20 protein-coding genes are annotated in these 19,912 nt (G+C 67.2%); 12 read left to right on the top strand and 8 right to left on the bottom strand.

The annotated features are described in order from the left end of the window. Positions 1–72 precede the first annotated feature (72 nt). Entirely contained in the window at positions 73–954 is an 882-nt protein-coding gene (locus AC1REK_RS20270; protein ID WP_492270520.1) for an NAD(P)-dependent oxidoreductase, read from the top strand. A gap of 9 nt (positions 955–963) precedes the next feature. Here AC1REK_RS20270 and AC1REK_RS20265 read toward each other — a convergent pair whose 3' ends face one another. Then, a complete protein-coding gene (locus tag AC1REK_RS20265) occupies positions 964–1,668 on the bottom strand; it encodes a GntR family transcriptional regulator (protein WP_492270519.1) in 705 nt (234 codons plus the stop codon). Positions 1,669–2,057: 389 nt separating this feature from the next. On the opposite strand from AC1REK_RS20265, the gene AC1REK_RS20260 reads away from it, so the two are divergent. The 3 genes from AC1REK_RS20260 to AC1REK_RS20250 all read left to right on the top strand — a co-directional run bounded on the left by AC1REK_RS20260 (position 2,058) and on the right by AC1REK_RS20250 (position 4,932). After that, positions 2,058–2,975, top strand: coding sequence for a TRAP transporter substrate-binding protein (locus AC1REK_RS20260; protein WP_492270518.1), 918 nt, complete (start codon positions 2,058–2,060; stop codon positions 2,973–2,975). Positions 2,976–3,036: 61 nt separating this feature from the next. Continuing rightward, positions 3,037–3,606, top strand: coding sequence for a TRAP transporter small permease (locus AC1REK_RS20255; protein WP_492270517.1), 570 nt, complete (start codon positions 3,037–3,039; stop codon positions 3,604–3,606). A 51-nt stretch (positions 3,607–3,657) separates the two neighbouring features. After that, the gene (locus AC1REK_RS20250) at positions 3,658–4,932 is read left to right on the top strand and encodes a TRAP transporter large permease (protein WP_492270516.1); all 1,275 of its coding nucleotides are present in this window, start codon (positions 3,658–3,660) and stop codon (positions 4,930–4,932) included. Between the two features lie 36 nt (positions 4,933–4,968). On the opposite strand, the gene AC1REK_RS20245 is transcribed toward AC1REK_RS20250, so the two are convergent. Genes AC1REK_RS20245 through AC1REK_RS20230 form a run of 4 tightly spaced genes read right to left on the bottom strand, consistent with a single transcriptional unit; the run spans position 4,969 to position 9,244 of the window. Beyond that, positions 4,969–5,943, bottom strand: coding sequence for a LacI family DNA-binding transcriptional regulator (locus tag AC1REK_RS20245; RefSeq protein ID WP_492270515.1), 975 nt, complete (start codon positions 5,941–5,943; stop codon positions 4,969–4,971). 43 nt (positions 5,944–5,986) lie between these two features. Next, complete coding sequence (locus AC1REK_RS20240; protein ID WP_492270514.1) at positions 5,987–6,940, bottom strand: NAD(P)-dependent oxidoreductase; 954 nt, start codon at positions 6,938–6,940, stop codon at positions 5,987–5,989. Positions 6,941–6,944: 4 nt separating this feature from the next. Next, positions 6,945–8,240, bottom strand: coding sequence for a phosphopyruvate hydratase (eno, locus tag AC1REK_RS20235; RefSeq protein ID WP_492270513.1), 1,296 nt, complete (start codon positions 8,238–8,240; stop codon positions 6,945–6,947). Next, complete coding sequence (locus AC1REK_RS20230; RefSeq protein WP_492270512.1) at positions 8,237–9,244, bottom strand: phosphotransferase; 1,008 nt, start codon at positions 9,242–9,244, stop codon at positions 8,237–8,239. Before AC1REK_RS20230 ends, eno begins: the two co-directional genes overlap by 4 nt. 359 nt (positions 9,245–9,603) lie before the next feature. Here AC1REK_RS20230 and AC1REK_RS20225 point away from each other — a divergent pair, with 359 nt between their 5' ends. From AC1REK_RS20225 to AC1REK_RS20195, 7 genes are all read left to right on the top strand, one after another. After that, positions 9,604–9,900, top strand: coding sequence for a hypothetical protein (locus AC1REK_RS20225; RefSeq protein WP_492273819.1), 297 nt, complete (start codon positions 9,604–9,606; stop codon positions 9,898–9,900). A gap of 294 nt (positions 9,901–10,194) precedes the next feature. Next, entirely contained in the window at positions 10,195–10,374 is a 180-nt protein-coding gene (gene napE, locus AC1REK_RS20220) for a periplasmic nitrate reductase, NapE protein (RefSeq protein WP_316019687.1), read from the top strand. Between the two features lie 10 nt (positions 10,375–10,384). Next, positions 10,385–10,894: a ferredoxin-type protein NapF gene (gene napF / locus AC1REK_RS20215; protein WP_492270510.1), complete on the top strand. Its 510-nt coding sequence runs from the start codon at positions 10,385–10,387 to the stop codon at positions 10,892–10,894. Further along, positions 10,887–11,165: a chaperone NapD gene (locus AC1REK_RS20210; protein ID WP_492270509.1), complete on the top strand. Its 279-nt coding sequence runs from the start codon at positions 10,887–10,889 to the stop codon at positions 11,163–11,165. The genes napF and AC1REK_RS20210 overlap by 8 nt, the downstream gene beginning before the upstream one ends. Further along, the gene (gene napA / locus AC1REK_RS20205; RefSeq protein ID WP_316019690.1) at positions 11,162–13,663 is read left to right on the top strand and encodes a periplasmic nitrate reductase subunit alpha; all 2,502 of its coding nucleotides are present in this window, start codon (positions 11,162–11,164) and stop codon (positions 13,661–13,663) included. Before AC1REK_RS20210 ends, napA begins: the two co-directional genes overlap by 4 nt. Further along, complete coding sequence (locus tag AC1REK_RS20200) at positions 13,630–14,133, top strand: nitrate reductase cytochrome c-type subunit (protein ID WP_316019691.1); 504 nt, start codon at positions 13,630–13,632, stop codon at positions 14,131–14,133. Before napA ends, AC1REK_RS20200 begins: the two co-directional genes overlap by 34 nt. Positions 14,134–14,145: 12 nt before the next feature. Further along, positions 14,146–14,856: a cytochrome c3 family protein gene (locus AC1REK_RS20195; protein ID WP_492270508.1), complete on the top strand. Its 711-nt coding sequence runs from the start codon at positions 14,146–14,148 to the stop codon at positions 14,854–14,856. A 93-nt stretch (positions 14,857–14,949) separates the two neighbouring features. Here the strand turns inward: AC1REK_RS20195 and phnD are convergent, their stop codons facing one another. The 3 genes from phnD to AC1REK_RS20180 all read right to left on the bottom strand — a co-directional run bounded on the left by phnD (position 14,950) and on the right by AC1REK_RS20180 (position 18,596). Continuing rightward, positions 14,950–15,996 (bottom strand): phosphate/phosphite/phosphonate ABC transporter substrate-binding protein, encoded by a 1,047-nt coding sequence (gene phnD / locus AC1REK_RS20190; RefSeq protein WP_492270507.1) that lies wholly within the window; start codon positions 15,994–15,996, stop codon positions 14,950–14,952. Between the two features lie 459 nt (positions 15,997–16,455). After that, positions 16,456–17,433, bottom strand: a complete 978-nt coding sequence (locus AC1REK_RS20185; RefSeq protein WP_492270506.1) for a Bug family tripartite tricarboxylate transporter substrate binding protein — start codon at positions 17,431–17,433, stop codon at positions 16,456–16,458. A 14-nt stretch (positions 17,434–17,447) separates the two neighbouring features. Further along, a complete protein-coding gene (locus AC1REK_RS20180; RefSeq protein ID WP_492270666.1) occupies positions 17,448–18,596 on the bottom strand; it encodes a M20 aminoacylase family protein in 1,149 nt (382 codons plus the stop codon). A 125-nt stretch (positions 18,597–18,721) separates the two neighbouring features. Between AC1REK_RS20180 and AC1REK_RS20175 the strand changes: the two genes are divergently transcribed. Continuing rightward, entirely contained in the window at positions 18,722–19,654 is a 933-nt protein-coding gene (locus AC1REK_RS20175; RefSeq protein WP_492270505.1) for a LysR substrate-binding domain-containing protein, read from the top strand. Positions 19,655–19,912: the final 258 nt, after the last annotated feature.

Genomic DNA, 19,912 nt, shown 5'->3' with positions numbered 1-19,912 from the left:
CGGCCGCCCGCAGCAGACGCGCAGAACAACAGCACGAGGCGGCGGGAGCCGCAGGGGATCGGAGACATCGGGATGAGCGAAGCGGTCGGTTTCATCGGGCTGGGATTGATGGGGGCGGGCTTCTGCAAGCGCCTCGTCGCGAGCGGCCGCAAAGTCGTCGGCTACGACCTCGATCCCAATCGACGCAGCGAGGCACAGGCACTCGGTGTCGAGGTCGTCGGTTCACCGGCCGAAGTCGCGCGCCGGACGCGCCAGATCTGCATTGCCGTCACCACCACCAAGGCGGTCGATGCGGTCATCGCTGGGAACGACGGCGTTCTCGGCGCGGCGCCAGCCGGTGCTGTCGTCATCGACTTCTCGACCACCGAGATCGCCGTGACCAAGAAGCTCGCCGCTGCGCTGGCGGCGAAGGGCATCGCCTTCATCGACGCGCCGGTTTCCGGCGGGCCGCCGGCGGCCGAAGCCGGTACCCTCGCCATCATGGCCGGCGGAACCAGGGACGCGGTCGAGGAGGCGCGGCCGCTGGTCGAGCTCTTCGGGCTCTTCACCCATATGGGCGATGTCGGCGCCGGCCAGGCGACCAAGCTGGTCAACCAGGCGCTCTGCCTGACCAATTACTGCATCGTTGCCGAAGGCCTGCGCCTCGCCGAAGCCTATGGCGTCGATGCCAGCCGCATTCCCGCCGCCCTGGCGCCCGGCCTTGGCAATTCGGCGGTGCTGCAGGTCATGCTGCCTCGGATGATCGCGCAGGATTTTGCGCCGCGCGGCTATGCCCGCCAGGTGCTCAAGGACCTGGAAATGCTGACCGAGGCCGGCCGCGAGCACCATCTCGCCATGCCGATGGTGGCGCAGGCGACGACGCTCTATCGCATGCTGGTCGGCCAGGGCCACAGCGAGCTCGACGCCATCGCCGTGGTCAAGATGCTGCCGGAGGTCGCGCCTCCCGCCGCCTAAGCCGAGGCTTCAGTCGGCGGGTCCGCGATCCGTTCCCGCCGACTGCACCACGGCGAGCCCGTTGGCGAAGTGCTGGCGCATCAGCGCGGCGAGGCTCTCGCCGTCGCGCTTCTGCAGTGCCGCGACCATCGCCTCATGCTCGCGCATCGCGGCGTGCCAGCGTTGGCCGTGGAGATTGGGCAGGTATTTGGCGCGCTCGACCCGCGGCGCCATCCGCTCCCAGACGTCGAGCAGCACGGGGTTGCGTGCCGCCTCGATGATCGCCCGGTGGATCCGTTGGTTCAGCACGAAATACTCTGGCAGCTCGCCGCGCTCATGGTGAGATCGCATCTGCTCGTGCAGCGCAGCGATCTCCGCGACCTCTTCGTCGGAGACCGCCTTGCAGGCAAGGCGCGCGGCGAGCGCCTCCAGCGTCGAGACGACATCGAACAGCGCGGTGATGTCGTCGAGGCTCAAGGCCGCGACCTCGGCCCCGCGATTCTGCGAGAGCGTGACCAGGCCCTGCGCCGCCAGCGTCCGCAGGGCCTCGCGCAGCGGGGTGCGGGAGACGCCGAGCCGGTCGCAGAGCTCCTGCTCGCGTAGTTTCTGCCCGGGCGGCAGCGCGCCGCTCACGATCATCTGGCGCAAGGCCTCGACCGTGGCGACATGAAGCCGGCCCTTGCGGCGCGGTGCCGGCTCAGTCCCCTCGGCGCCTTCCGTAACCGTGACGCTCATCTGCGCGCTCTCCCGGCGGAGCGGATCTTGATCGCCGCTCCTGCTTGACGCTTCGTCAAACTTGTATGCAAAATACCTGCGCTCAACAAGGACCGCGCAAAGCGGCGAAGGGGAGAGAAGCGTCCAGGCCGCCATGCCGCAGCAGATCCGCCGTCGAACGCCGTTATCTCGCGCCGCACCGGGCCAAGCGCCCGCTCGCGCGCCGATATCGGCGGCCAATGGTGGACAGAGCTGCCGGCGCGACGGCCGGGTTTCGCTGCAATCATAACGGCAAAAGCCAAGCGAGAACGGGAGGAGTTGTCATGCTGCGTCGGCGCGAACTCTTAGTGGGCGCGGGTGCGCTCGCAAGTGCCCAATTCGTAGGCCTCGGTGGAGCGTCGGCGCAGCAGGTGAAACTGCGCTACGCCCATGTCGGCTCGGAAGGCGACATCCAGTACTGGTATGGCGACGAGGCCGGCAAGCGCATCCCCAAGGCGACCGGCGACCGCGTCCAGGTCCAGGTCTTCCCGAATTCGCAGCTCGGCGGCGTCCAGGAGCTGATCGACGGCGTGCGCTCCGGCGCGATCTCGATGGGCCATCATGAATTCGCCTCGCTCGCCCGCCTTTCCAAGGACATCGCCGTCTTCAACGCGCCCTTCATCTATCGCGACGGCGCCCATGCGCTGGCGGCGACCGACCCGCAGAAGTCGGAAGTGCTGATCGAGTTTAACGACAAGCTCGCCAAGGATGGCGGCATGCGCATCGTCGGGCGCCTTTTCCGCGGCGCCCGCCAGATGACCGCGAAGATGGCCGTTCGCTCGCCGGCCGATCTGCAGGGCAAGCCCTTCCGCGGCGTGCCTCTGCAGCTCTGGACCACGATGATCAAGGGTTTCGGCGCGATCCCGACCCCGGTCGAGGTCGCCGAGCTGCCGACGGCGCTGATGACGGGCATGGTCGTCGGCCAGGAAAACCCGCTGACCATGATCAACGCCAACAAGCTCTACGAGGTGCAGACCCACGTCATGCTGACCGGCCACATGCAGAATGTGCTGCCGGTCTTCATCAACGAGCGCGTCTGGCAGGGTATGGGCGCCGACGACCGCAAGGCGGTCTACGAGGTCTTCGAGGTCCTGGCGCAGGACACGCTGCAGCAGGCCAACAAGGCCGAGCAGGACCTGATCGGCGAGCTGAAGAAGAAGGGCATGACCTTCGTCACCGAGCAGGACGGGCTCAAGCTCGCCGAGTTCCGCGAGCGGGTGATCGCCGAGGTCAACAAGGACTTCCCGAGCTGGAAGCCCTATATCGAGCGCATCGCCGCGGTGAAGTGACGCTTCGCCAAGCCGCCGGGCGGCCTGCCGCCCGGCTTCCCCGCTCCAGCCGGCGAGTTCCATGACCGATCAGCATGTCCAGCCGCAGGATGTCGGCGCGCCCCTCGCGATCGACCGGCTCCTGCGGCCGCTCCGCAACGCCTTCCGCTACGCCGCCGTCGCGATGTTGGTGCTGATGCTCGCCCTGCCGGCGCTTCAGGTCATGTTGCGGCAGATATTCCAGGCTCCCTTCATCGGTTCGGAGGAGCTGACGCGCTTCATGCTGATCGGCGTCGTCTTCACCGCGCTGCCCTATGTCGTCGCCTCCGGCACCAATATCCGCATGGAGGAGGTGCTCGTGATGCTGTCCGGGCGTGCGCGCCGCGTCTTCGCGGCGGTGATCTCGCTGACCGCCATGCTCGGCTTCGGCATTGCCGGCATGGCGGTGATGGTCGCGACGCTCGCCAATCTCGACAATGCGACGCCGACGCTCGGCATCCCCTACTGGATCTTCTTCTCCGCGGCTCTGTTCGGCTTCGTCCTCGCGGCCATCGAATCTGCCGTCCAGCTCTGGAAGGCGCTGAAGGGCCACCCGCCCTATGTCCGCTTCTCCGACGAGATCAGCGACGAGCCCGAGCCGCATATCGCCTAAAGCCAGGCCGATCGGCTCACCCTTCCCGCGACGCAGGAACGCGACGGCACGATGACGCTTCTCCTTCTCGGCTCCTTCACGCTGCTTTTTCTGTTCGGTTGGCCGGTGGTGCTGGCGGTGATGCTGCCGGCGATCGCCTATGTGCTCTGGAACGGCTTTCCGCTCGAGTTGGTCGGCCAGCGCATGGTCTATGCGCTCGATTCCTTCCCGCTCGTTGCCGTGCCGATCTTCATCTTCGTCGGCAACCTGATGAACCAGGCCGGGATCACCGAGCGCATCTACCACTTCTCCTCGACGCTGGTGGCGCGCATCCATGGCGGGCTGGCGCAGGTCAACATCTTCGCGAGCCTCGTCTTCTCCGGTATGAGCGGCGCCGCGCTGGCCGATGTCGGCGGGCTCGGCCGCATCGAGGTCAAGGCGATGACCAGCCATGGCTTCAAGCGCGAATTCGCGGGAGCGCTGACCTGCGCGTCGGCCATCGTCGGACCGATCTTCCCGCCCAGCATCCCGCTGATCATCTATGGCTCGGTCACCAATGTCTCGATCGTGCAATTGCTGATCGCCGGCATCGTCCCGGCGCTGATCTGCGTCGGCATGCTGATGATCACCGTCGCCATCCTGGCCTGGATCCGCAATTTCCCGCGCGCCGAGCGCTGGCCTACCCTTCGCGAGCTCTGGGACTCCTTCCTGCCGGCCCTTCCGGCACTGCTGACGCCGGTGCTCTTGATCTGCGGCATGCTGGTCGGCTGGTTCACGCCGACCGAGGCGGCCTCGATCACCGTGGTCTATGTCATCTTCATCAGCGCGGTGATCTACCGGACGCTGACCTGGCACCATCTTTTGGTCTCGGCCTATGAGACGCTGAAGAGCACCTCGGCGATCCTGATCATCGTCTCGGCCGCGGCCCTGTTCGGCTGGATCATGGCGATCGAGCAGATCCCACAGACCGTGGCGCGCGAACTGCTCTCGCTCAGCCGCGATCCGCTGATGCTGCTCCTGATCGTCAACCTGCTGCTGCTCGTCGTCGGCATGTTCCTCGACAGTACGACGGCGACGCTTCTGGTGATCCCGATCATCGCCGGTCCGCTGCACATGGCGGGCGTCGATCCCGTCCATCTCGGCATCGTCGCGATCTTCAACCTGATGCTCGGCCTGCTGACCCCGCCCATGGGGCTAGCGCTGTTCCTGATCTCCGACATCGCCAAGGTCTCGATGCGCGCCGTGCTGAAGGAGATGATCCCGTTCTACATCCCGCTCGTCGGCACGCTCGTGATCATCACCCTTTTCCCCGAGCTGACGCTCTGGCTGCCCAAGATGCTGCGCTGATGAAGATGCCGCGCTGAGGAGCCGAGGCGGGGCTGATCAGGAAGCGCGCCGGTATTCGACGAGTTGCGCGTTGGCGATGCTGGAATGGGGCTCGATCGCGGCGCCATTCTGCAGGCGCTCGATCAGCCAGCCGCCGCAGGCCTGCGCCAGTTCCTGGATCGGCATGGCGATCGCGGTCAGCTCGCCCCGCCACCAGGAGAAGGAAGGCTCGTCGCCGAAGCCGACGATCGCAGGCTCGCGCCCGTCGGAAGGCGGGCGGCCGGCAATGGCCTGCAGCACCGCTCCCGTCAGCTGAACAGCGCCGGTGATGATCGCGCTCGGCGGTTCGGTCGCCGCCAGCAGGGCAGCGGCGGCCTCGGCACCGAAGCGCGGATCGGCGGGCGGCCCGAGATGCTCGATCGCTCCCGCCAGATCGAGCCCGGCCTCCGTGAAGGCGCGGCGGAAGCCCGCGAGCCGGTCGGCACCGGTCGAGTAGTCGCCGCTTCCGCCGATATAGGCGATGCGGCGATGGCCGCGGGCGATGAGATGGGCGGTGCCGGCGCGCAGGCACTCCATATCGTCGATGCCGAACCAGGCCGGGCTGAGGCCTGGAACGCGTCGCAGCAGCTGGACATGCGGGATGCGCGCCAGCATCGCGCATGTCTCGGCTTGGGGGGCGGGGGTGGGAACGATGACGATGCCGGCTGCGCGCGCGCTCGCCAGCTGCCGGACATGGCGGGCTTCCGCCTCGGCGCTGTCGGCTATCGAGACGACGAGCTGATAACCGGCGGCGTCGCAGCAGGCCGAGAGCGCATCCGCAATGGTCGCATAGAAGCTGTTGCGGATGTCCGGCAGCATCAGCCCGATCATCCGGCTCGATCCGCCGCGCATCATCTGCGCCGGCAGGTTCTCGACATAGCCGAGCCGCTCGGCCGCCTCGCGCACCGCAAGCTTCATGCGTTGGCTGATGCGCGGATCGTCGGCGAGCGCCCGCCCAACCGTCGACACGGCGACGCCGAGGCTCTCCGCCACTTGCCGCGCCGTCACCATGCCTAGCCCGCTCGCTGCCATCCGCTCAGGCCGCGGTCTCGGGTGCGATCTGGTGCAGCAAGGGCTCGCCGGCCGCCAGGCGCCGGCAATTCTCCAGCGCCACGGCGAGGCTGCGTTCGAATGTCTGTGGCGTCAGCCAGGCGATGTGCGGCGTCGCGATCAGCGTTGCGCAGGCGGCGAGGGGGCCGGGCTCCGTCATCGGCTCGCGCTCGAACACGTCGAGCCCGGCCCCGGCGAGATGGCCGCTCTGCAGGGCCTCGGCGAGGGCGTTCTGGTCGATCAGCTCGCCGCGGGCGGTGTTGATCAGGATCGCGCCCGGTTTCAGTTGAGCGATGCGCGCGCGATCCAACATCTGCCGGGTCTCGGCGTTCAGCGGCACGTGCAGCGAGACGATGTCGCTGGTCGCCAGCAATTCGTCGAGCGGCAAGGCCATCGCCGCCGCGTCCGGCCTCGGGCTCCGGTTCCAGAAGCGGACCTCGGCGCCGAGCGCCTGCAAGGCCGGCGTCAGGCGCTGCGGCACGCCGCCATAGCCGACGAACCCGACCCGGCTGCCGCCGATCTCGCCGAGGCCGATCGCATCCTCGACGCCGATCTGCCAGCCCCGTCCGGTGCGGGTCGCCGCGTCGAAGGCCGCGACTCGGCGCAAGGTCGCGAGCATCAGCGCCAGCGTGTGCTCGGCGACCGCGGCCGTATTGGTTCCCGGCATGTTGGCGACTGCGATGCCGCCCTTCGCCGCGGCGGCGCGGTCGATCGTGTTGACGCCGACGCCGATCTTCTGGATCAGCCGCAGCTTCGGCGCCATCGCGATCATCGCCGCCGTCACCGGCGTCAGCACGTGCAGCAGCACCTCGCAATCGGCAATCTCGCGGGCGAATCCGGCCTCGTCGCGCTGGTCTACGACGGCGATCCGCGGCGAGGCGATCGCTTCCAGCCGCGTCCGCAGAGCCGTGCCCGGTGAGAAATGGAAGAGCGCCTTCATCGGCTCAGCTCCGTTGGGCAGCGAAGGGCAGGGCCTCCCAGCCGGCGAAGCTGGCTTCGCTGCCGAGCTCCTCCTCGATGCGCAGCATCTCGTTCCATTTCGCCATCCGCTCGGAGCGGGTGAAGGAGCCGACCTTGAACTGGCCGGCATCCCAGCCGACCGCAAGATGCGCGATGGTGACGTCCTCGGTCTCGCCGGAGCGGGCCGAGACGATGGTGCCGAAGCCGGCGGTCTTGCCGGCGTCGAGCGCGGCGCGGGTGCCGGTCACGGTGCCGGACTGGTTCGGCTTGATCAGCACGGCGTTCAGCGCCTTGCTGGCCGCCGCAGCCTCGACGCGGGCGGCATTGGTGACGAGGAAATCGTCGCCGATGATCTGGCAACGCTCGCCGTACAGGGTGGTGAAGGCCTTGAAGCCCTCGGCATCATCCTCGGCCAGCGGGTCCTCGATCGAGATGATCGGATAGGTCTCGAGCCAGCGGCCGAGCAGAGCGATCATCCCGGCGGAATCGAGTTCGCGCTGTTCCAGTGCCAGCTTGTAGGAGCCGTTCCGGCCGAATTCCGAGGCGGCGATGTCGAGCGAGATCGCAACCTCGCGGCCCGGCTTGAAGCCGGCGTCCTCGATCGCCCGCATCAGGGTGTCGAGCGCCTCCTCGTTCGAGGCGAAGGCCGGCCAGAACCCGCCCTCATCGGCGACCCCCTGGAGCTTGCCGGCCTGCTTCATCAGCGCGCCGGCGGCGCGGTAGACCTCGGCGGTCCAGTCCAGCGCCTGCGCGAAGGAGCTCGCCGCCGGGCACATCACCATGAAATCCTGGACGTCGACGCGCCGCGCCGCATGGGCGCCACCGCCGAAAATCTGGATCTCCGGCACCGGGATGCGCACCGGGCGGCCCGCCGAGAGGTAGCGCCAGAGCGGCTGGCCGCTCGCATTTGCCGCGGCGTGCAGCACGGCCATCGAGGTCGCGACCACGGCATTGCCGCCGAGCCGGCCGAGATTGTCCGAGCCGTCGAGCGCGATCAGGGCGGCGTCGATGCCGGTCTGGTCGCCGGCGTCGCGCCCGGCGAGCGCAGCGGCGATCTCGCCGTTGACCGCGGCGACCGCGCCGGTGACGTCGAGCCCGCCAAAGGCGGTCCCGCCATCGCGGCGGTCGAGCGCTTCGCCGGTTCCGGTCGAGGCACCGGCCGGGGCGATGGCGCGCCCGCGCTGGCCGCTCTTCAGCAGGACCTCTGCCTCGACGGTCGGCCGTCCCCTGGAATCCCAGACCCGGCGTCCGCGGACGGCAGCGATCGTCGTATCCTTCATCGGGAAATCTCCTCGGCCCAGAGCTGGCGAATGGTCGAAAGGCGCGGCACCGGACTCGCGATCAGCGGACGGGCGACACGCCGGATACGGTCCTTGTCGGCTTCCGCAGTGACATATTCGGCCGGCGACTTGCCATCGACGCGGGCCAGGAACAGGGCGGGCAGCAGCCGCGCGACACGTGCCTCGATGACCTCACGCGGTTCCCAGTCGACCCCGGCGAGGTAATTCTCGGCCAGCGCATCGAAGCAGGCGAGGAAACCGGCGCCGGCGGCGGGCGTCCATAGGCATTTCAGCAGGAGATGATTGAGGCAGAAGGCAAGATCGAAAGCCGGCTCACCATACCAGGCGCATTCGGCATCGAGGATGACCGGACCCTTTGGGCCGACCAGGATGTTCTTCGGGCTGACGTCGCCATGGACCAGCGCCAGCTTCGCTGCGAGCGTCTCCTTGGCGAGGGTCATGAGCGGGACGGCGAGGTCGGCATGGACGCGCGCCGTGGCCTCCAGATAGGGCTCGATGCGGATCGAGTGGAAGGTGTCGTCATTGGCGAAGCGCCGGGCGATCTCCGCCGAGCCCCGGGTGCGGGCATGGATCGCGGCGACGACCTGCCCGAGCTTCCCGGCGAAGCCGGGATCCGCGCGCCCGGCTCGCAGTTCCTGCTTCCAGACGGGATGGTCGGCAGGGTCGAGATAACTCATCGCGAAGATGCCGGCCTTTGCGTCGTCGGCGAGGATCGCGGGCACGGCTTCAGGAACGATCCGGCCGGCCTCCCTCAGCCAGTCGACCTCGCTGGCATTGCGCGAGACCGGCGCGAGCCAGGTCTGGGCGACGCGCAATTGCGCCAGCGCCTTCTTGACGACGAAGACCCGCCCGCCGCTCTCGACCTTCCAGATGTCGGAGGCGACGCCGCCGGTCAGCGGCGTCAGTCGTGCCTGTGCGAGGTCTTCGACCAGCCCCGCGCTGCGCAGGAAGTCGGCGACGATCTCTGCTGCAATCTGCGCCAAGGTGCTCCCTCGTCTTCACGGTGTCGGGCTATGCTAACGATAGCGCAATGACCGGCGCAAGGACCCGATTCAAGGCGCTTCTGTCAAGTTGCTGCCGCGCACAGACCCCATGCTGAGCGGCGCCTTCGGTCCGGGAGCGCCTTGCCGAAGCGCCGGCTGTCGCCGGCCGAGGTTTGCGGAATGGCGCCGGGGACGTCAGATTGCCGCTTCGGCAGGCGCGGCCCGGCGATTCGGGAAGCTCTGGCGATGGGCCGCCGACGGCAAGGCGAAGAGGCTCGCCGCCGCCTTTGCGGCGTCCCCGAAGGAGCTGGGCGGCGATATCCGCGGGCCAGCTGGAAACCACGACTGTGCGAGAGGTGATGATGATGCGCGCTTTCCGTTTTACCGCCGTGGCGGCTCTCGCGGTTCTGGCTGCGGGCTGCGTATCGCAGTCGCGGCAGGTCGCTCCGCAGGTTTCCCCGCAAGCCAAGCGCATCGTCAGCGACGGCGCCGGCGGCTATGTCCTGCCCGACGGCACGCGCGTTCAGGTCGATCCCGCCGGGGGCTTCACCTTGCCCAACGGCGCCTATGTCCGCCGCGATGCCTCGGGCGCCCTGAACCTGCCGAACGGCTCGCGCTGCATTCCTGACAGCCGCAGCAGCTTCGCCTGCCCCTAAAGGCAGGAGCCGCTCTCCTGAGACTTCATCGCTTCGGCTTTCGCCGGGCGATCCAGGGCGCGACGCGAAGTCGCGCCCTAAGCGTGTAAGGCGATAAAACCGACATTATTATGTATATTTGCGCGATCGGCCGTCTCTGCTCCGCTCGCCTTGTCTATACCGGCCTTCCCCGCTGGAAATTCGCTCTGGGGAGGCTGGACAGTGTCGCCTGCCGGTCACATAATCACATTAGAAAAGATATAGTTTGAGGCCCAGTTAGCGAGGCGTATGGCCTGCGATCGGGGAGCTATGGCGATGTCCGAGAATGTCAGTGCTGGAACTGGTGAGACACGGACCCGCCGCGATGAAATCCTGGCATTCATCATCCTTGCCGTCGTGATCTGGCCGCTCATCGCCGTCGGCATCGTCGGCGGCTACGGCTTCCTCGTCTGGATGTCGCAACTGGTCCTCGGACCGCCCGGGCCTCCGGCGTGAGGTACCGGTCATGGCCATCGAAACTCCGGATCTCGGCAGACGCGGCTTCCTGACAGGCCGCCTCGCGCCGTCGCCGGGCGCGGTCCGCCCGCCCTGGACCAGCGCCGGGAGCCTTGCCTCCGCCTGTACCGGTTGCGGCGCCTGCATCGACGCCTGCCCGCAGGCGATCGTCCGGATGGGGCCGGGGCGCTGGCCCCAGATCGATTTCAGCCGCAATGAATGCACCTTCTGCGGCAAATGCGCGGAAGCCTGCCCCGAGCCGGTGTTCGACCGGGCCTTGCCGGCCTTCCCGCATGTCGTCGCGATCGGCGAGGCCTGCTTCGCCGCGCGCGGCGTGGTCTGCCAGAGCTGCGGCGATGCCTGTCCCGAGGGGGCGATCCGCTTCCGCCCCCGGCTCGGCGGGCCGGCGCTGCCCTCGCTCGACGCCGATCGCTGCAACAGCTGCGGCGCCTGCATCGCGACCTGCCCCGCCGGCGCGATCGCCGTCGGCTCATCGGCTGCGGAGGCCGCCCATGTCTGACCCTGTCCCCCGCCGCACCGTGCACATCTCGAGCGCCGTGGTCTCGGCCTTCCCGGAGCGCTGCGACGAGGTCGTGCGCCAGATCAATGCACTGCCGCTTACCGAGGTCCATCGTGTCGAGGGCGGCAAGATCGTCATCGTGATGGAAGGCGCGAGCACCGGCGAGATCGGCGCGCGCCTGGCCGAGATCGGGCTCATGGACGGCGTTCTGTCCGCCAACATGGTCTTCGAACAGATAGCAGAACTCGACGATATCGGAGTGAACTCATGACCCTGTCCCGTCGCGAGATGCTGAAGGCACAGGCGGCCGGCGTCGCCGCTCTCGCTGCCAATATGAGCGTTCCGGCCGAGGCGCAGCCGGTCACCGGCGGCGTCGACAGCCTGCAGATCAAATGGTCGAAGGCGCCCTGCCGCTTCTGCGGCACCGGCTGCGGCGTCATGGTCGGCGTCAAGGAAGGCAAGGTCATCGCCACCCACGGCGATATGAAGGCCGACGTCAACCGCGGCCTCAACTGCATCAAGGGCTATTTCCTCTCGAAGATCATGTATGGCAGCGACCGGCTGACCCAGCCGCTGCTGCGCAAGAAGAACGGCGTCTACGCCAAGGACGGCGAGTTCACGCCGGTGTCCTGGGAAGAGGCGTTCGACACCATGGCCGCCAAGGCCAAGGCGACGCTGAAGGCCAAGGGGCCGACCGCGCTCGGCATGTTCGGCTCCGGCCAGTGGACGATCTTCGAGGGCTATGCCGCGACCAAGCTGATGCGGGCCGGTTTCCGCTCCAACAATCTCGATCCCAACGCCCGCCACTGCATGGCCTCGGCCGCCTATGCCTTCATGCGGACCTTCGGCATGGACGAGCCGATGGGCTGCTACGACGATTTCGAGCACGCCGACGCCTTCGTGCTCTGGGGCTCGAACATGGCGGAGATGCACCCGATCCTCTGGACGCGGGTGACCGACCGCCGGCTCGGCCAGCCGCATGTCAAGGTCGCGGTGCTCTCGACCTTCACCCATCGCAGCTCCGACCTCGCCGACATTCCGATCGTGTTTAAGCCGGGCACGGACCTGGCGATCCTGAACTACATCGCCAACCACATCATCTCGACCGGCCGGGTGAACAAGGAGTTCGTCGAGAAGCACACCACCTTCGTCAAGGGCGCGACCGAGATCGGCTATGGCCTGCGGCCGGACGATCCGCGCGAGGTCAAGGCCAGGAAGGCGGCCGACCCGGCCGCGACCACGCCGAGCGACTTCCAGGCCTATGCCGACTTCGTCAAGGACTACACGCTGGAGAAGGTCTCGGCGCTGACCGGCGTCGAGCCCGGCTTCCTGCAGCAACTCGCCGAGCTCTATGCCGATCCCAAGCGCAAGGTCGTCTCGCTCTGGACCATGGGCTTCAACCAGCATGTGCGCGGCGTCTGGGCCAACCAGCTCGTCTACAACCTGCACCTGCTCACCGGTAAGATCTCCGAGCCCGGCAACAGCCCGTTCTCGCTGACGGGACAGCCCTCGGCCTGCGGCACGGCCCGCGAGGTCGGCACCTTCGCCCACCGCCTGCCGGCCGACATGACGGTGACCAATCCCGAGCATCGCAAGCACACCGAGGAGATCTGGCGCGTTCCGCCCGGCATCATCCCGGAGAAGCCCGGCTACCACGCCGTCGAGCAGGACCGCATGCTCAAGGACGGCAAGCTGAATTTCTACTGGATCCAGGTCAACAACAACCTCCAGGCGGCGCCCAACAGCTCCGGCGAGACCTATCCGGGCTATCGCAATCCCGAGAACTTCATCGTCGTCTCCGACGCCTACCCGACCGTGACCGCGATGGCGGCCGATTTGATCCTGCCGGCGGCGATGTGGGTCGAGAAGGAGGGCGCCTACGGCAATGCCGAGCGGCGCACCCATGTCTGGCACCAGCTCGTCAACGCGCCGGGCCAGGCGCGCTCCGATCTCTGGCAGCTGATGGAGTTCTCCAAGCGCTTCACCACCGACGAGGTCTGGCCGCCGGAGATCCTCGACGCCAATCCGAACTATCGCGGCAAGACCCTGTTCGACGTGCTGTTCCGCAACGGCAATGTCGACAAGTTCGCGCTCTCCGAGACCAGCCCCGAATACGAGAACCAGGAATCCAAGGATTTCGGCTTCTACGTCCACAAGGGCCTGTTCGAGGAATACGCCACCTTCGGCCGTGGCCATGGCCACGATCTCGGCCCCTACGAGCTCTATCACGAGGTCCGCGGCCTGCGCTGGCCGGTGGTCGACGGCAAGGAGACGCTCTGGCGCTATCGCGAGGGGCTCGACCCCTATGTGAAGCCGGGCAAGGGCGTCGAGTTCTACGGCAACAAGGATGGCAAGGCCCGCATCATCGCGGTGCCCTACGAGCCGCCCGCGGAATCGCCGGATGGCGAATACGACCTCTGGCTGGTCACCGGGCGCGTGCTCGAACACTGGCATTCCGGCTCGATGACCATGCGCGTGCCCGAGCTCTACAAGGCCTTCCCCGGGGCGCGCTGCTTCATGCATCCGGAGGATGCCCGCAAGCGCGGGCTCAACCAGGGTGCCGAGATCAGGCTGATCTCGCGGCGCGGCGAGATGCGCACCCGCGTCGAGACGCGCGGGCGCAACCGCATGCCGCCCGGCGTCGTCTTCGTACCCTGGTTCGACGCCAGCCAGCTGATCAACAAGACGACGCTGGACGCCACCGATCCCATCTCCAAGCAGACGGATTTCAAGAAATGCGCGGTCAAGATCGTTCCGGTCACCGCCTGATGCGCGCGCGGACCGTCCTCGGGGCCGCACTGGCGGCCTGCATCGTCCTCGTCTTCGGGGCCGCCTTCTCGCAGGAGGGCGCGCCGGTGAAGATCGTCCCGCGGCTGACCGGCACGGCCCAGCCCATGGAGCTGGACCGGGTCCCGGCCCTCGGCCGGCCGGTCGTCGACGACGTCAGGCGCATGCGCAACTACCCGGAGCAGCCGCCGGTGATCCCGCATTCGATCGACGGCTACCAGCTGACGCTGAACACCAATCGCTGCATGGACTGCCACAAGCGCGAGTTCACCGAGGGCTCCGGCGCCCCGATGATCAGCGTGACGCATTTCCAGGATCGCGATGGCCAGGTGCTCTCGGACGTGACGCCGCGGCGCTATTTCTGCACCGCGTGCCATGTCCAGCAGACCGACGTGCCGCCTTTGGTCCAGAACACCTTCCAGGACGCCAAAGACATTGGCCGCAAGCGATAACGGGGCGGCATGATGGCAAAGCTCAAGGCTCTGTTTCTCTGGTGCTGGAACCGGGTTCTCTGGTTCTGGCGCATCATCAGCCGGCCCAGCGCCTATCTCAGCCTCGGCTTCCTGACGGTCGGCGGCTTCATCTGCGGCGTGCTGTTCTGGGGCGGCTTCAACACCGCGCTCGAGGTCACTAACACCGAGAAGTTCTGCATTTCCTGTCACGAGATGCGCGACAACGTCTATCAGGAGCTGACCCAGACGGTGCACTTCTCCAACCGGTCGGGCGTGCGCGCCAGCTGCCCGGACTGTCATGTCCCGCATAACTGGACCGACAAGATCGCCCGCAAGATGCAGGCCTCGAAGGAGGTCTGGGGCAAGATCTTCGGCACGATCTCGACGCGCGAGAAGTTCCTCAACATGCGCCTCGAGCTCGCCAAGCACGAATGGTCGCGCCTCAAGGCCAACGACTCGCTGGAATGCCGCAACTGCCACTCCTCGGTGGCGATGGACTTCACCAAGCAGACGCGCCGCGCGGCCGACATCCATAGCCGCTTCCTGACCACGGGCGAGAAGACCTGCATCGACTGCCACAAGGGCATCGCGCATCTCCTGCCCGACATGACCGGAGTAGAGCCCGGCTGGAAGGACAAGCCGGAGCTGCAGGGCAAGGGCGCCGCCTGGCATGGGCCCGAGCGGGAGATGCGGGCCTACCTCGCCGATCTGCCCTCAAAGTAAGTGCTGCGTGCTTTCAGCCCGCAGGCCTGAAAGCGAAGACGGCCCCGGTGTATGCCGGGGCCGTCCTCCTTTGTTTCGGCGCGGAGCCAGCGATCAGTTCTTCGGCGCCTGCTGGGCCTTCTTGCGCTCCAGCGCTTCCGCCTCGCGCTTGGCCTCGGCCTCGTAGCTGCGCTTGTTGAACGGCGTGCCGGACTTCTCGGCGACCTCCCGCACCACACCCCATTTCTCCTTGTAGGTGATCGGGACGTAGCGGTCCTCGCCGTTGAACTCCTTCTTCTCCTCGTCGGTGAACTTGTAGCTGAAGAAGCACTCGCGGATCTTCGCGGCGAGCTCCGGCTTCAGGTCATGGGCGTGGACATAGCCGTTCGTCGGGAAGACCTCGCTGGTGTAGAGCACGCGGAAATCGTCGCGCTTGATCGTGCCGCGCTGGACCATCCGCTCGAAGACGTCGTCCGCGATCGCGGCCATGTCGTAGTCGCCATGGTTGACGCCGAGGATCGACTTGTCGTGCCCGCCCGACATCAGCGGCTTGTAGTCATTGTCCGGGGTCAGGCCGAGCGGTGGGAAGAGCACGCGCGGCGCGAGATTGCCGGAGTTCGAGGAAGGCGAGGTATGCGCGACCTTCTTGCCCTTGAGATCGGCCATGCTCTTGTAGGTGCTGTTCGCCTTGACCAGCGCAATCAGCTTGTAGCCGCGCGGCCCGGCCTCCGAGCCGCCGGCTGCGAAGGGCACCGCACCGGCCATGTTGACGGCGAAGGCGGTCGGCCCGGTCGAGAAGCCCGCGACATGCAGGCGGCCCGAACGCATCGCCTCGATCTGCGAGGTGTTCGACTGGACCGAGAAATACACCACCTTGCGGCCGATGCAGGTGTTGAGGTGCGTCACGAACGGCTTGAGCAAATTGGCGTAGATCGCGGGATCCTCGACCGGCGTGTAGGCGAAGACCAGGGTCGAGGGATCTTTCTGCTTGGCGGGGTCGGTCGGCGTGTCGGCGACGAGATCGTTGTTGGCGTCGCAATACTGGTCGTCGAGCTGCCCGCGATTGGGGCAGCTATCTTGCGCGCTCGCACCGAATGCCGAGAAAACGACGGCGGCGATCGAGCCGATGATGGTGGCTTTCGCCGAGTTCGCGATCTTCATTCATTCCTCCCGAAGCGCTTCAGTACTGCTTTGCGCCTCGCCGCTATCGCGGTTCTCATGGTTTGCCGGCGCATCTATCCAGATGTCGTGGACAAATATCTTTCGGTCAACACTTTTGTACAGCATCGAGATGGGCTTCGAGCTGCAGCTACGCACATGCTCTGGCGTGCCGGGTACCCTTTGGACCGCTGTTGTGCCGGGAAGCGATACGCCCCGTGCGGTGATGACAAGGACCGACTGCGCGAAATTCAGCCCGAGAGTTGCGAAAGCGCATGAACAATCGGCGACGGGAGAGCCGGTGCCAATCCTGAAGCGGGCCTCGCCAGGGCCATGTGATCGGGCCTCGCGGCACGGTTCATCGCATGCGCCGTCCCATCGCGGAGTCAGCGGCACCGGTGAAGCTGTGAGCGCCCGGCGGTCGCAACCTGCGCTCGCTCGAGCGCAGGTCGTCTTACGTTCCTATTCGACCTTGGCCTTCGCCGCTTTCAGCAAAGGCGTCCAGCGCTCATATTCCGCCTTCACATGCGCCGCATAATCCTGCGGGCCGAGCGGCGTCGGGACGGCGGATTGCTGGGTGAGCTTGGCGCGCACCGCCGGGTCGGCCAGCGTTGCGAGTGCGGCACGGTGGATCTTCTCGATCAGCACCGGCGGGGTTCTGGCCGGAGCGGCGAGGCCGAGCCAGTTCGCCATCGCGTAGCCGGGAACCGTTTCCGAGATCGCCGGGATATGGGCTGCGAGCGGCGAGCGCTCGGCCGTGGCGACGCCGAGAATGCGCAGCTGCCCGCCCTCGCCGAGCGGCATCAGCACCGGGCCGGTCCCGATCGTCGCATCGATCCGGCCGGCCAGGAAGTCTCCCATCATCGGGCCGCCGCCGCGATAAGGCACATGCACGACATTGATGCCCGTCAGCGATTGCAGCAGCAGCAGGGCGACATGGCTGGGCGAGCCGATGCCGGAGGATGAGAAGGTGATCGCGCCTGGCCTGGCGCGGGCGTCGTCGATCAGCTCCTTGACGGTCGTCCAGGGCCGGTCGGCCGGCACGGCGAGCACGTCGAGAATCGAACAGAGCAGCGCGATCGGCGCAAAGTCCTTGCGGGGATCGAAGGGCAGCTTGTCGTAGACTGTCGGATTGATCGTCTCCGGCCCCGGCGTCGCCAGCATCAGCGTGTAGCCGTCCGGCTCCGCCTGGGCGACGCTGGCAGCGGCGAGGTTGCCGCCGGCGCCGGCCCGGTTCTCGACATAGATCGTCTGGCCGAGACGCTCGCCCAGGCCGGGGCTGATCAGGCGTCCTACGATATCGGACGCGCCACCGGCAGCGAAGCCGACAACGAGGCGGATCGGCTTGCTCGGCCAGGCCTGGCCCTGCGCTCGGCTCGTTCCGCTCCAGCCGATTCCGGCGAGGCCTGCGGCACCTGTCAGGAAGGTTCTGCGGCGCATCGGAAAGCTCCCTCTCATGCTGCGGGCCGCAGCTCGCGCCGGGCGAGCGTCACCCAATAGGCCGAGCCGATGGTCAGAAGCGCGTCGTTGAAGTCGTAATGCGGCGTGTGGACGTGATGGAGCGCGCCGTCGGGTGCGAAGCCATTGCCGATCAGCATGAAGGCGCCGGGCCGCTCGCGCAGCATGAAGGCGAAATCCTCGGCAGCCGTGATCTGCGGGAAGTCGCGGTCGACGGCATCCTCGCCGAACGCCGCCGCGGCGGCGTCTGCGGCGCGGATCGTCTCGTCCCGGCTGTTGACCAAGGGCGGATAATGCGAGTCGATCGTGACCTCGGCCATGCAATTATGGCCGCTGGCGGCGGAAGCCGCGAGCTCGTTCAGGCGCCGCATGACGATCTCGCGCACTTCGGGCCGATAGGTTCTGATGGTTCCGGCGAGCAGGACCTGCGCAGGGATGTTGTTGGGCGCGTCCGCTGTCCCCGCGCCGATATGCCCAACGCTGATCACGGCCGTCTCATGGCCGGGAATGTTGCGACCGATCACGCTCTGGAGCGTCAGCACGAACTGGGCCTGCGCCATCGTCGGATCGGTCGCGCGATGGGGGCGCCCGCCATGGCCGCCTGTGCCGCTGAAGACGACCCGCCAGCTGTCCATGGCCGCGAGCATGGGGCCGCTGCGGATGCCAAACCGTCCGATTTCGAGCCCCGGCTCGTTGTGCAGGCCGTAGATGGCGTCGCAGGGAAAGCGCCGGAACAGGCCCTCCTCGACCATCACCTTGCCGCCGCCGCCGCCTTCTTCCGCCGGCTGGAAGATGAAGTGGATGGTGCCGGCGAAGTCAGGGTTCAGCGCGAGATGGCGCGCTGCGCCGAGCAGCATCGCCGTATGGCCGTCATGGCCGCAGGCATGCATCAGCCCGTCATGGACGGAGGCATAGGGCAGGCCCGTCGCCTCCCGGATCGGCAGCGCGTCCATGTCGGCGCGCAGGCCGATCGCTGCGGTGCCCGGTCGGCGCCCGCGCAAAGTGCCGACTACGCCGGTGCCGGCGAGCCCTTCGCTGACCGCGATTCCCCAGCCGCGCAGCTTCTCGGCGACCAGGGCGGCGGTCCTGAACTCCTTGAATGCGAGCTCGGGATGCCGGTGCAGATCGCGTCGGATCGCGATCATTTCGGCCTCCTGGCCGCGCAGCGTTTCGATCAGGGCTTGGGTCACGGTGATCAGTCTCCTGAGCGGAGGATCACATCGCCGATAGCAGCGATAAAATACATTAAGCTAGCTGGAACATTCAGAAAATGTATGTTTTGGCGATGAAGAACTTCACGCTCAAGCAGCTGCGCTACATCGTGACGGTCGCAGCCGGAGGCTCGATCGCCGAAGCGGCGGAAGCGCATGCGATTTCGGCGTCCTCGATCCGCGAGGCCATCGCCTTCGCCGAGGTCAAGCTCGCTGCCCCCCTTTTTCGCCGCACGCCCGCCCGCGGCGTCGCCTTGACGGCGGAAGGCCAGCATTTCGCAGCGCTCGCCGAGCAGTTCCTCGCAGCCCACGATGCCTTCGAGCACGCGGCCTTGCGCATTCCGCATGAATGGCAGACGGAGATGCGGATCGGCGTCGTCGCCACCGCCGCAGCGGCGATCATCCCGCCCTTGTTGCTCCATCTCGCTTCCCGCGCGCCGCAGGCGCGCTTCCGTCTCGAGGAAATGAGCTCGGAAGAGGTCGCGACGCGGGTGAGGTCCGGCGAGCTGCTCGCCGGCCTCGCCTTCAACGACGCCATGACGGTGGACCTCTCCTTTGTTCCGATCATGCGCGCGCCGATCCACGCCGGGCTGCATCGCGGCCATGGGCTAGCGGGCGCCGCCTCGGTAACCTTGGCCGAGTTGCAGGAGGAGCCATACATCCTGCTCGATTTCCCGGGTGCCCGGGCCTATTACGCCGGCCTGTTCGAGCAGCATGGCCTGAAGCCGGCGCTGCGCTATGTCGTGAATTCGCGGGAGCTCGCGGCCGAACTCGTCGCTGCAGGTCTCGGCTATTCGCTCTTCAACATGCCGCCATCACCACGGATGCGTGCGTCCGAGACGATAGCCCGTGTCCCGCTCGACACGAGCTACTGGTGCCCGAGTTTCGGCTTGTTCTATGCGCGGCAGTACCGGGCGATGCCGATGATCAGGGAGCTGGTCGGCGCGATACGCCGACTGCGCCGTGAGATCGCGGCGCACCCCGACCAGTGATCCGGATCGATCACCGGATCGTTTCCCATGGCGTTCGCCGCGCCGACGTTCCGCGGGTGCGCGGATTTCTGTCGTGCTCGCGTCGGCCGATGCGCCGCGAAGCGCGCCCCCAGCCCCTCAGAACCTGACCTCGAACCTGCCCTTGAGGGCATGGTCCCTGGTGCGCTCGCCGATCGCGGCGGAGTAGGCGATGCCGACCGTGGTCGAAGCGGTGGCGCGCCAGTCGAGCCCGGCCTCGGCGACGAGGGCATTGCGGTC

It is taken from the genome of Allobosea sp. GW823-FHT02B03 (genome assembly GCF_058797755.1).
This window is presented reverse-complemented; position numbering and strand designations above follow the sequence as displayed.

Coding starts and splice junctions, on each gene's coding strand:
- AC1REK_RS20270 (WP_492270520.1), top strand. CDS start 73: ATGAGCGAAGCGGTCGGTTTCATCGGGCTGGGATTGATGGGGGCGGGC.
- AC1REK_RS20265 (WP_492270519.1), bottom strand. CDS start 1,668: ATGAGCGTCACGGTTACGGAAGGCGCCGAGGGGACTGAGCCGGCACCG.
- AC1REK_RS20255 (WP_492270517.1), top strand. CDS start 3,037: ATGACCGATCAGCATGTCCAGCCGCAGGATGTCGGCGCGCCCCTCGCG.
- AC1REK_RS20250 (WP_492270516.1), top strand. CDS start 3,658: ATGACGCTTCTCCTTCTCGGCTCCTTCACGCTGCTTTTTCTGTTCGGT.
- AC1REK_RS20240 (WP_492270514.1), bottom strand. CDS start 6,940: ATGAAGGCGCTCTTCCATTTCTCACCGGGCACGGCTCTGCGGACGCGG.
- eno (WP_492270513.1), bottom strand. CDS start 8,240: ATGAAGGATACGACGATCGCTGCCGTCCGCGGACGCCGGGTCTGGGAT.
- AC1REK_RS20225 (WP_492273819.1), top strand. CDS start 9,604: ATGATGATGCGCGCTTTCCGTTTTACCGCCGTGGCGGCTCTCGCGGTT.
- napE (WP_316019687.1), top strand. CDS start 10,195: ATGTCCGAGAATGTCAGTGCTGGAACTGGTGAGACACGGACCCGCCGC.
- napF (WP_492270510.1), top strand. CDS start 10,385: ATGGCCATCGAAACTCCGGATCTCGGCAGACGCGGCTTCCTGACAGGC.
- AC1REK_RS20210 (WP_492270509.1), top strand. CDS start 10,887: ATGTCTGACCCTGTCCCCCGCCGCACCGTGCACATCTCGAGCGCCGTG.
- napA (WP_316019690.1), top strand. CDS start 11,162: ATGACCCTGTCCCGTCGCGAGATGCTGAAGGCACAGGCGGCCGGCGTC.
- AC1REK_RS20200 (WP_316019691.1), top strand. CDS start 13,630: ATGCGCGGTCAAGATCGTTCCGGTCACCGCCTGATGCGCGCGCGGACC.
- AC1REK_RS20195 (WP_492270508.1), top strand. CDS start 14,146: ATGGCAAAGCTCAAGGCTCTGTTTCTCTGGTGCTGGAACCGGGTTCTC.
- phnD (WP_492270507.1), bottom strand. CDS start 15,996: ATGAAGATCGCGAACTCGGCGAAAGCCACCATCATCGGCTCGATCGCC.
- AC1REK_RS20185 (WP_492270506.1), bottom strand. CDS start 17,433: ATGCGCCGCAGAACCTTCCTGACAGGTGCCGCAGGCCTCGCCGGAATC.
- AC1REK_RS20180 (WP_492270666.1), bottom strand. CDS start 18,596: ATGATCGCGATCCGACGCGATCTGCACCGGCATCCCGAGCTCGCATTC.
- AC1REK_RS20175 (WP_492270505.1), top strand. CDS start 18,722: ATGTATGTTTTGGCGATGAAGAACTTCACGCTCAAGCAGCTGCGCTAC.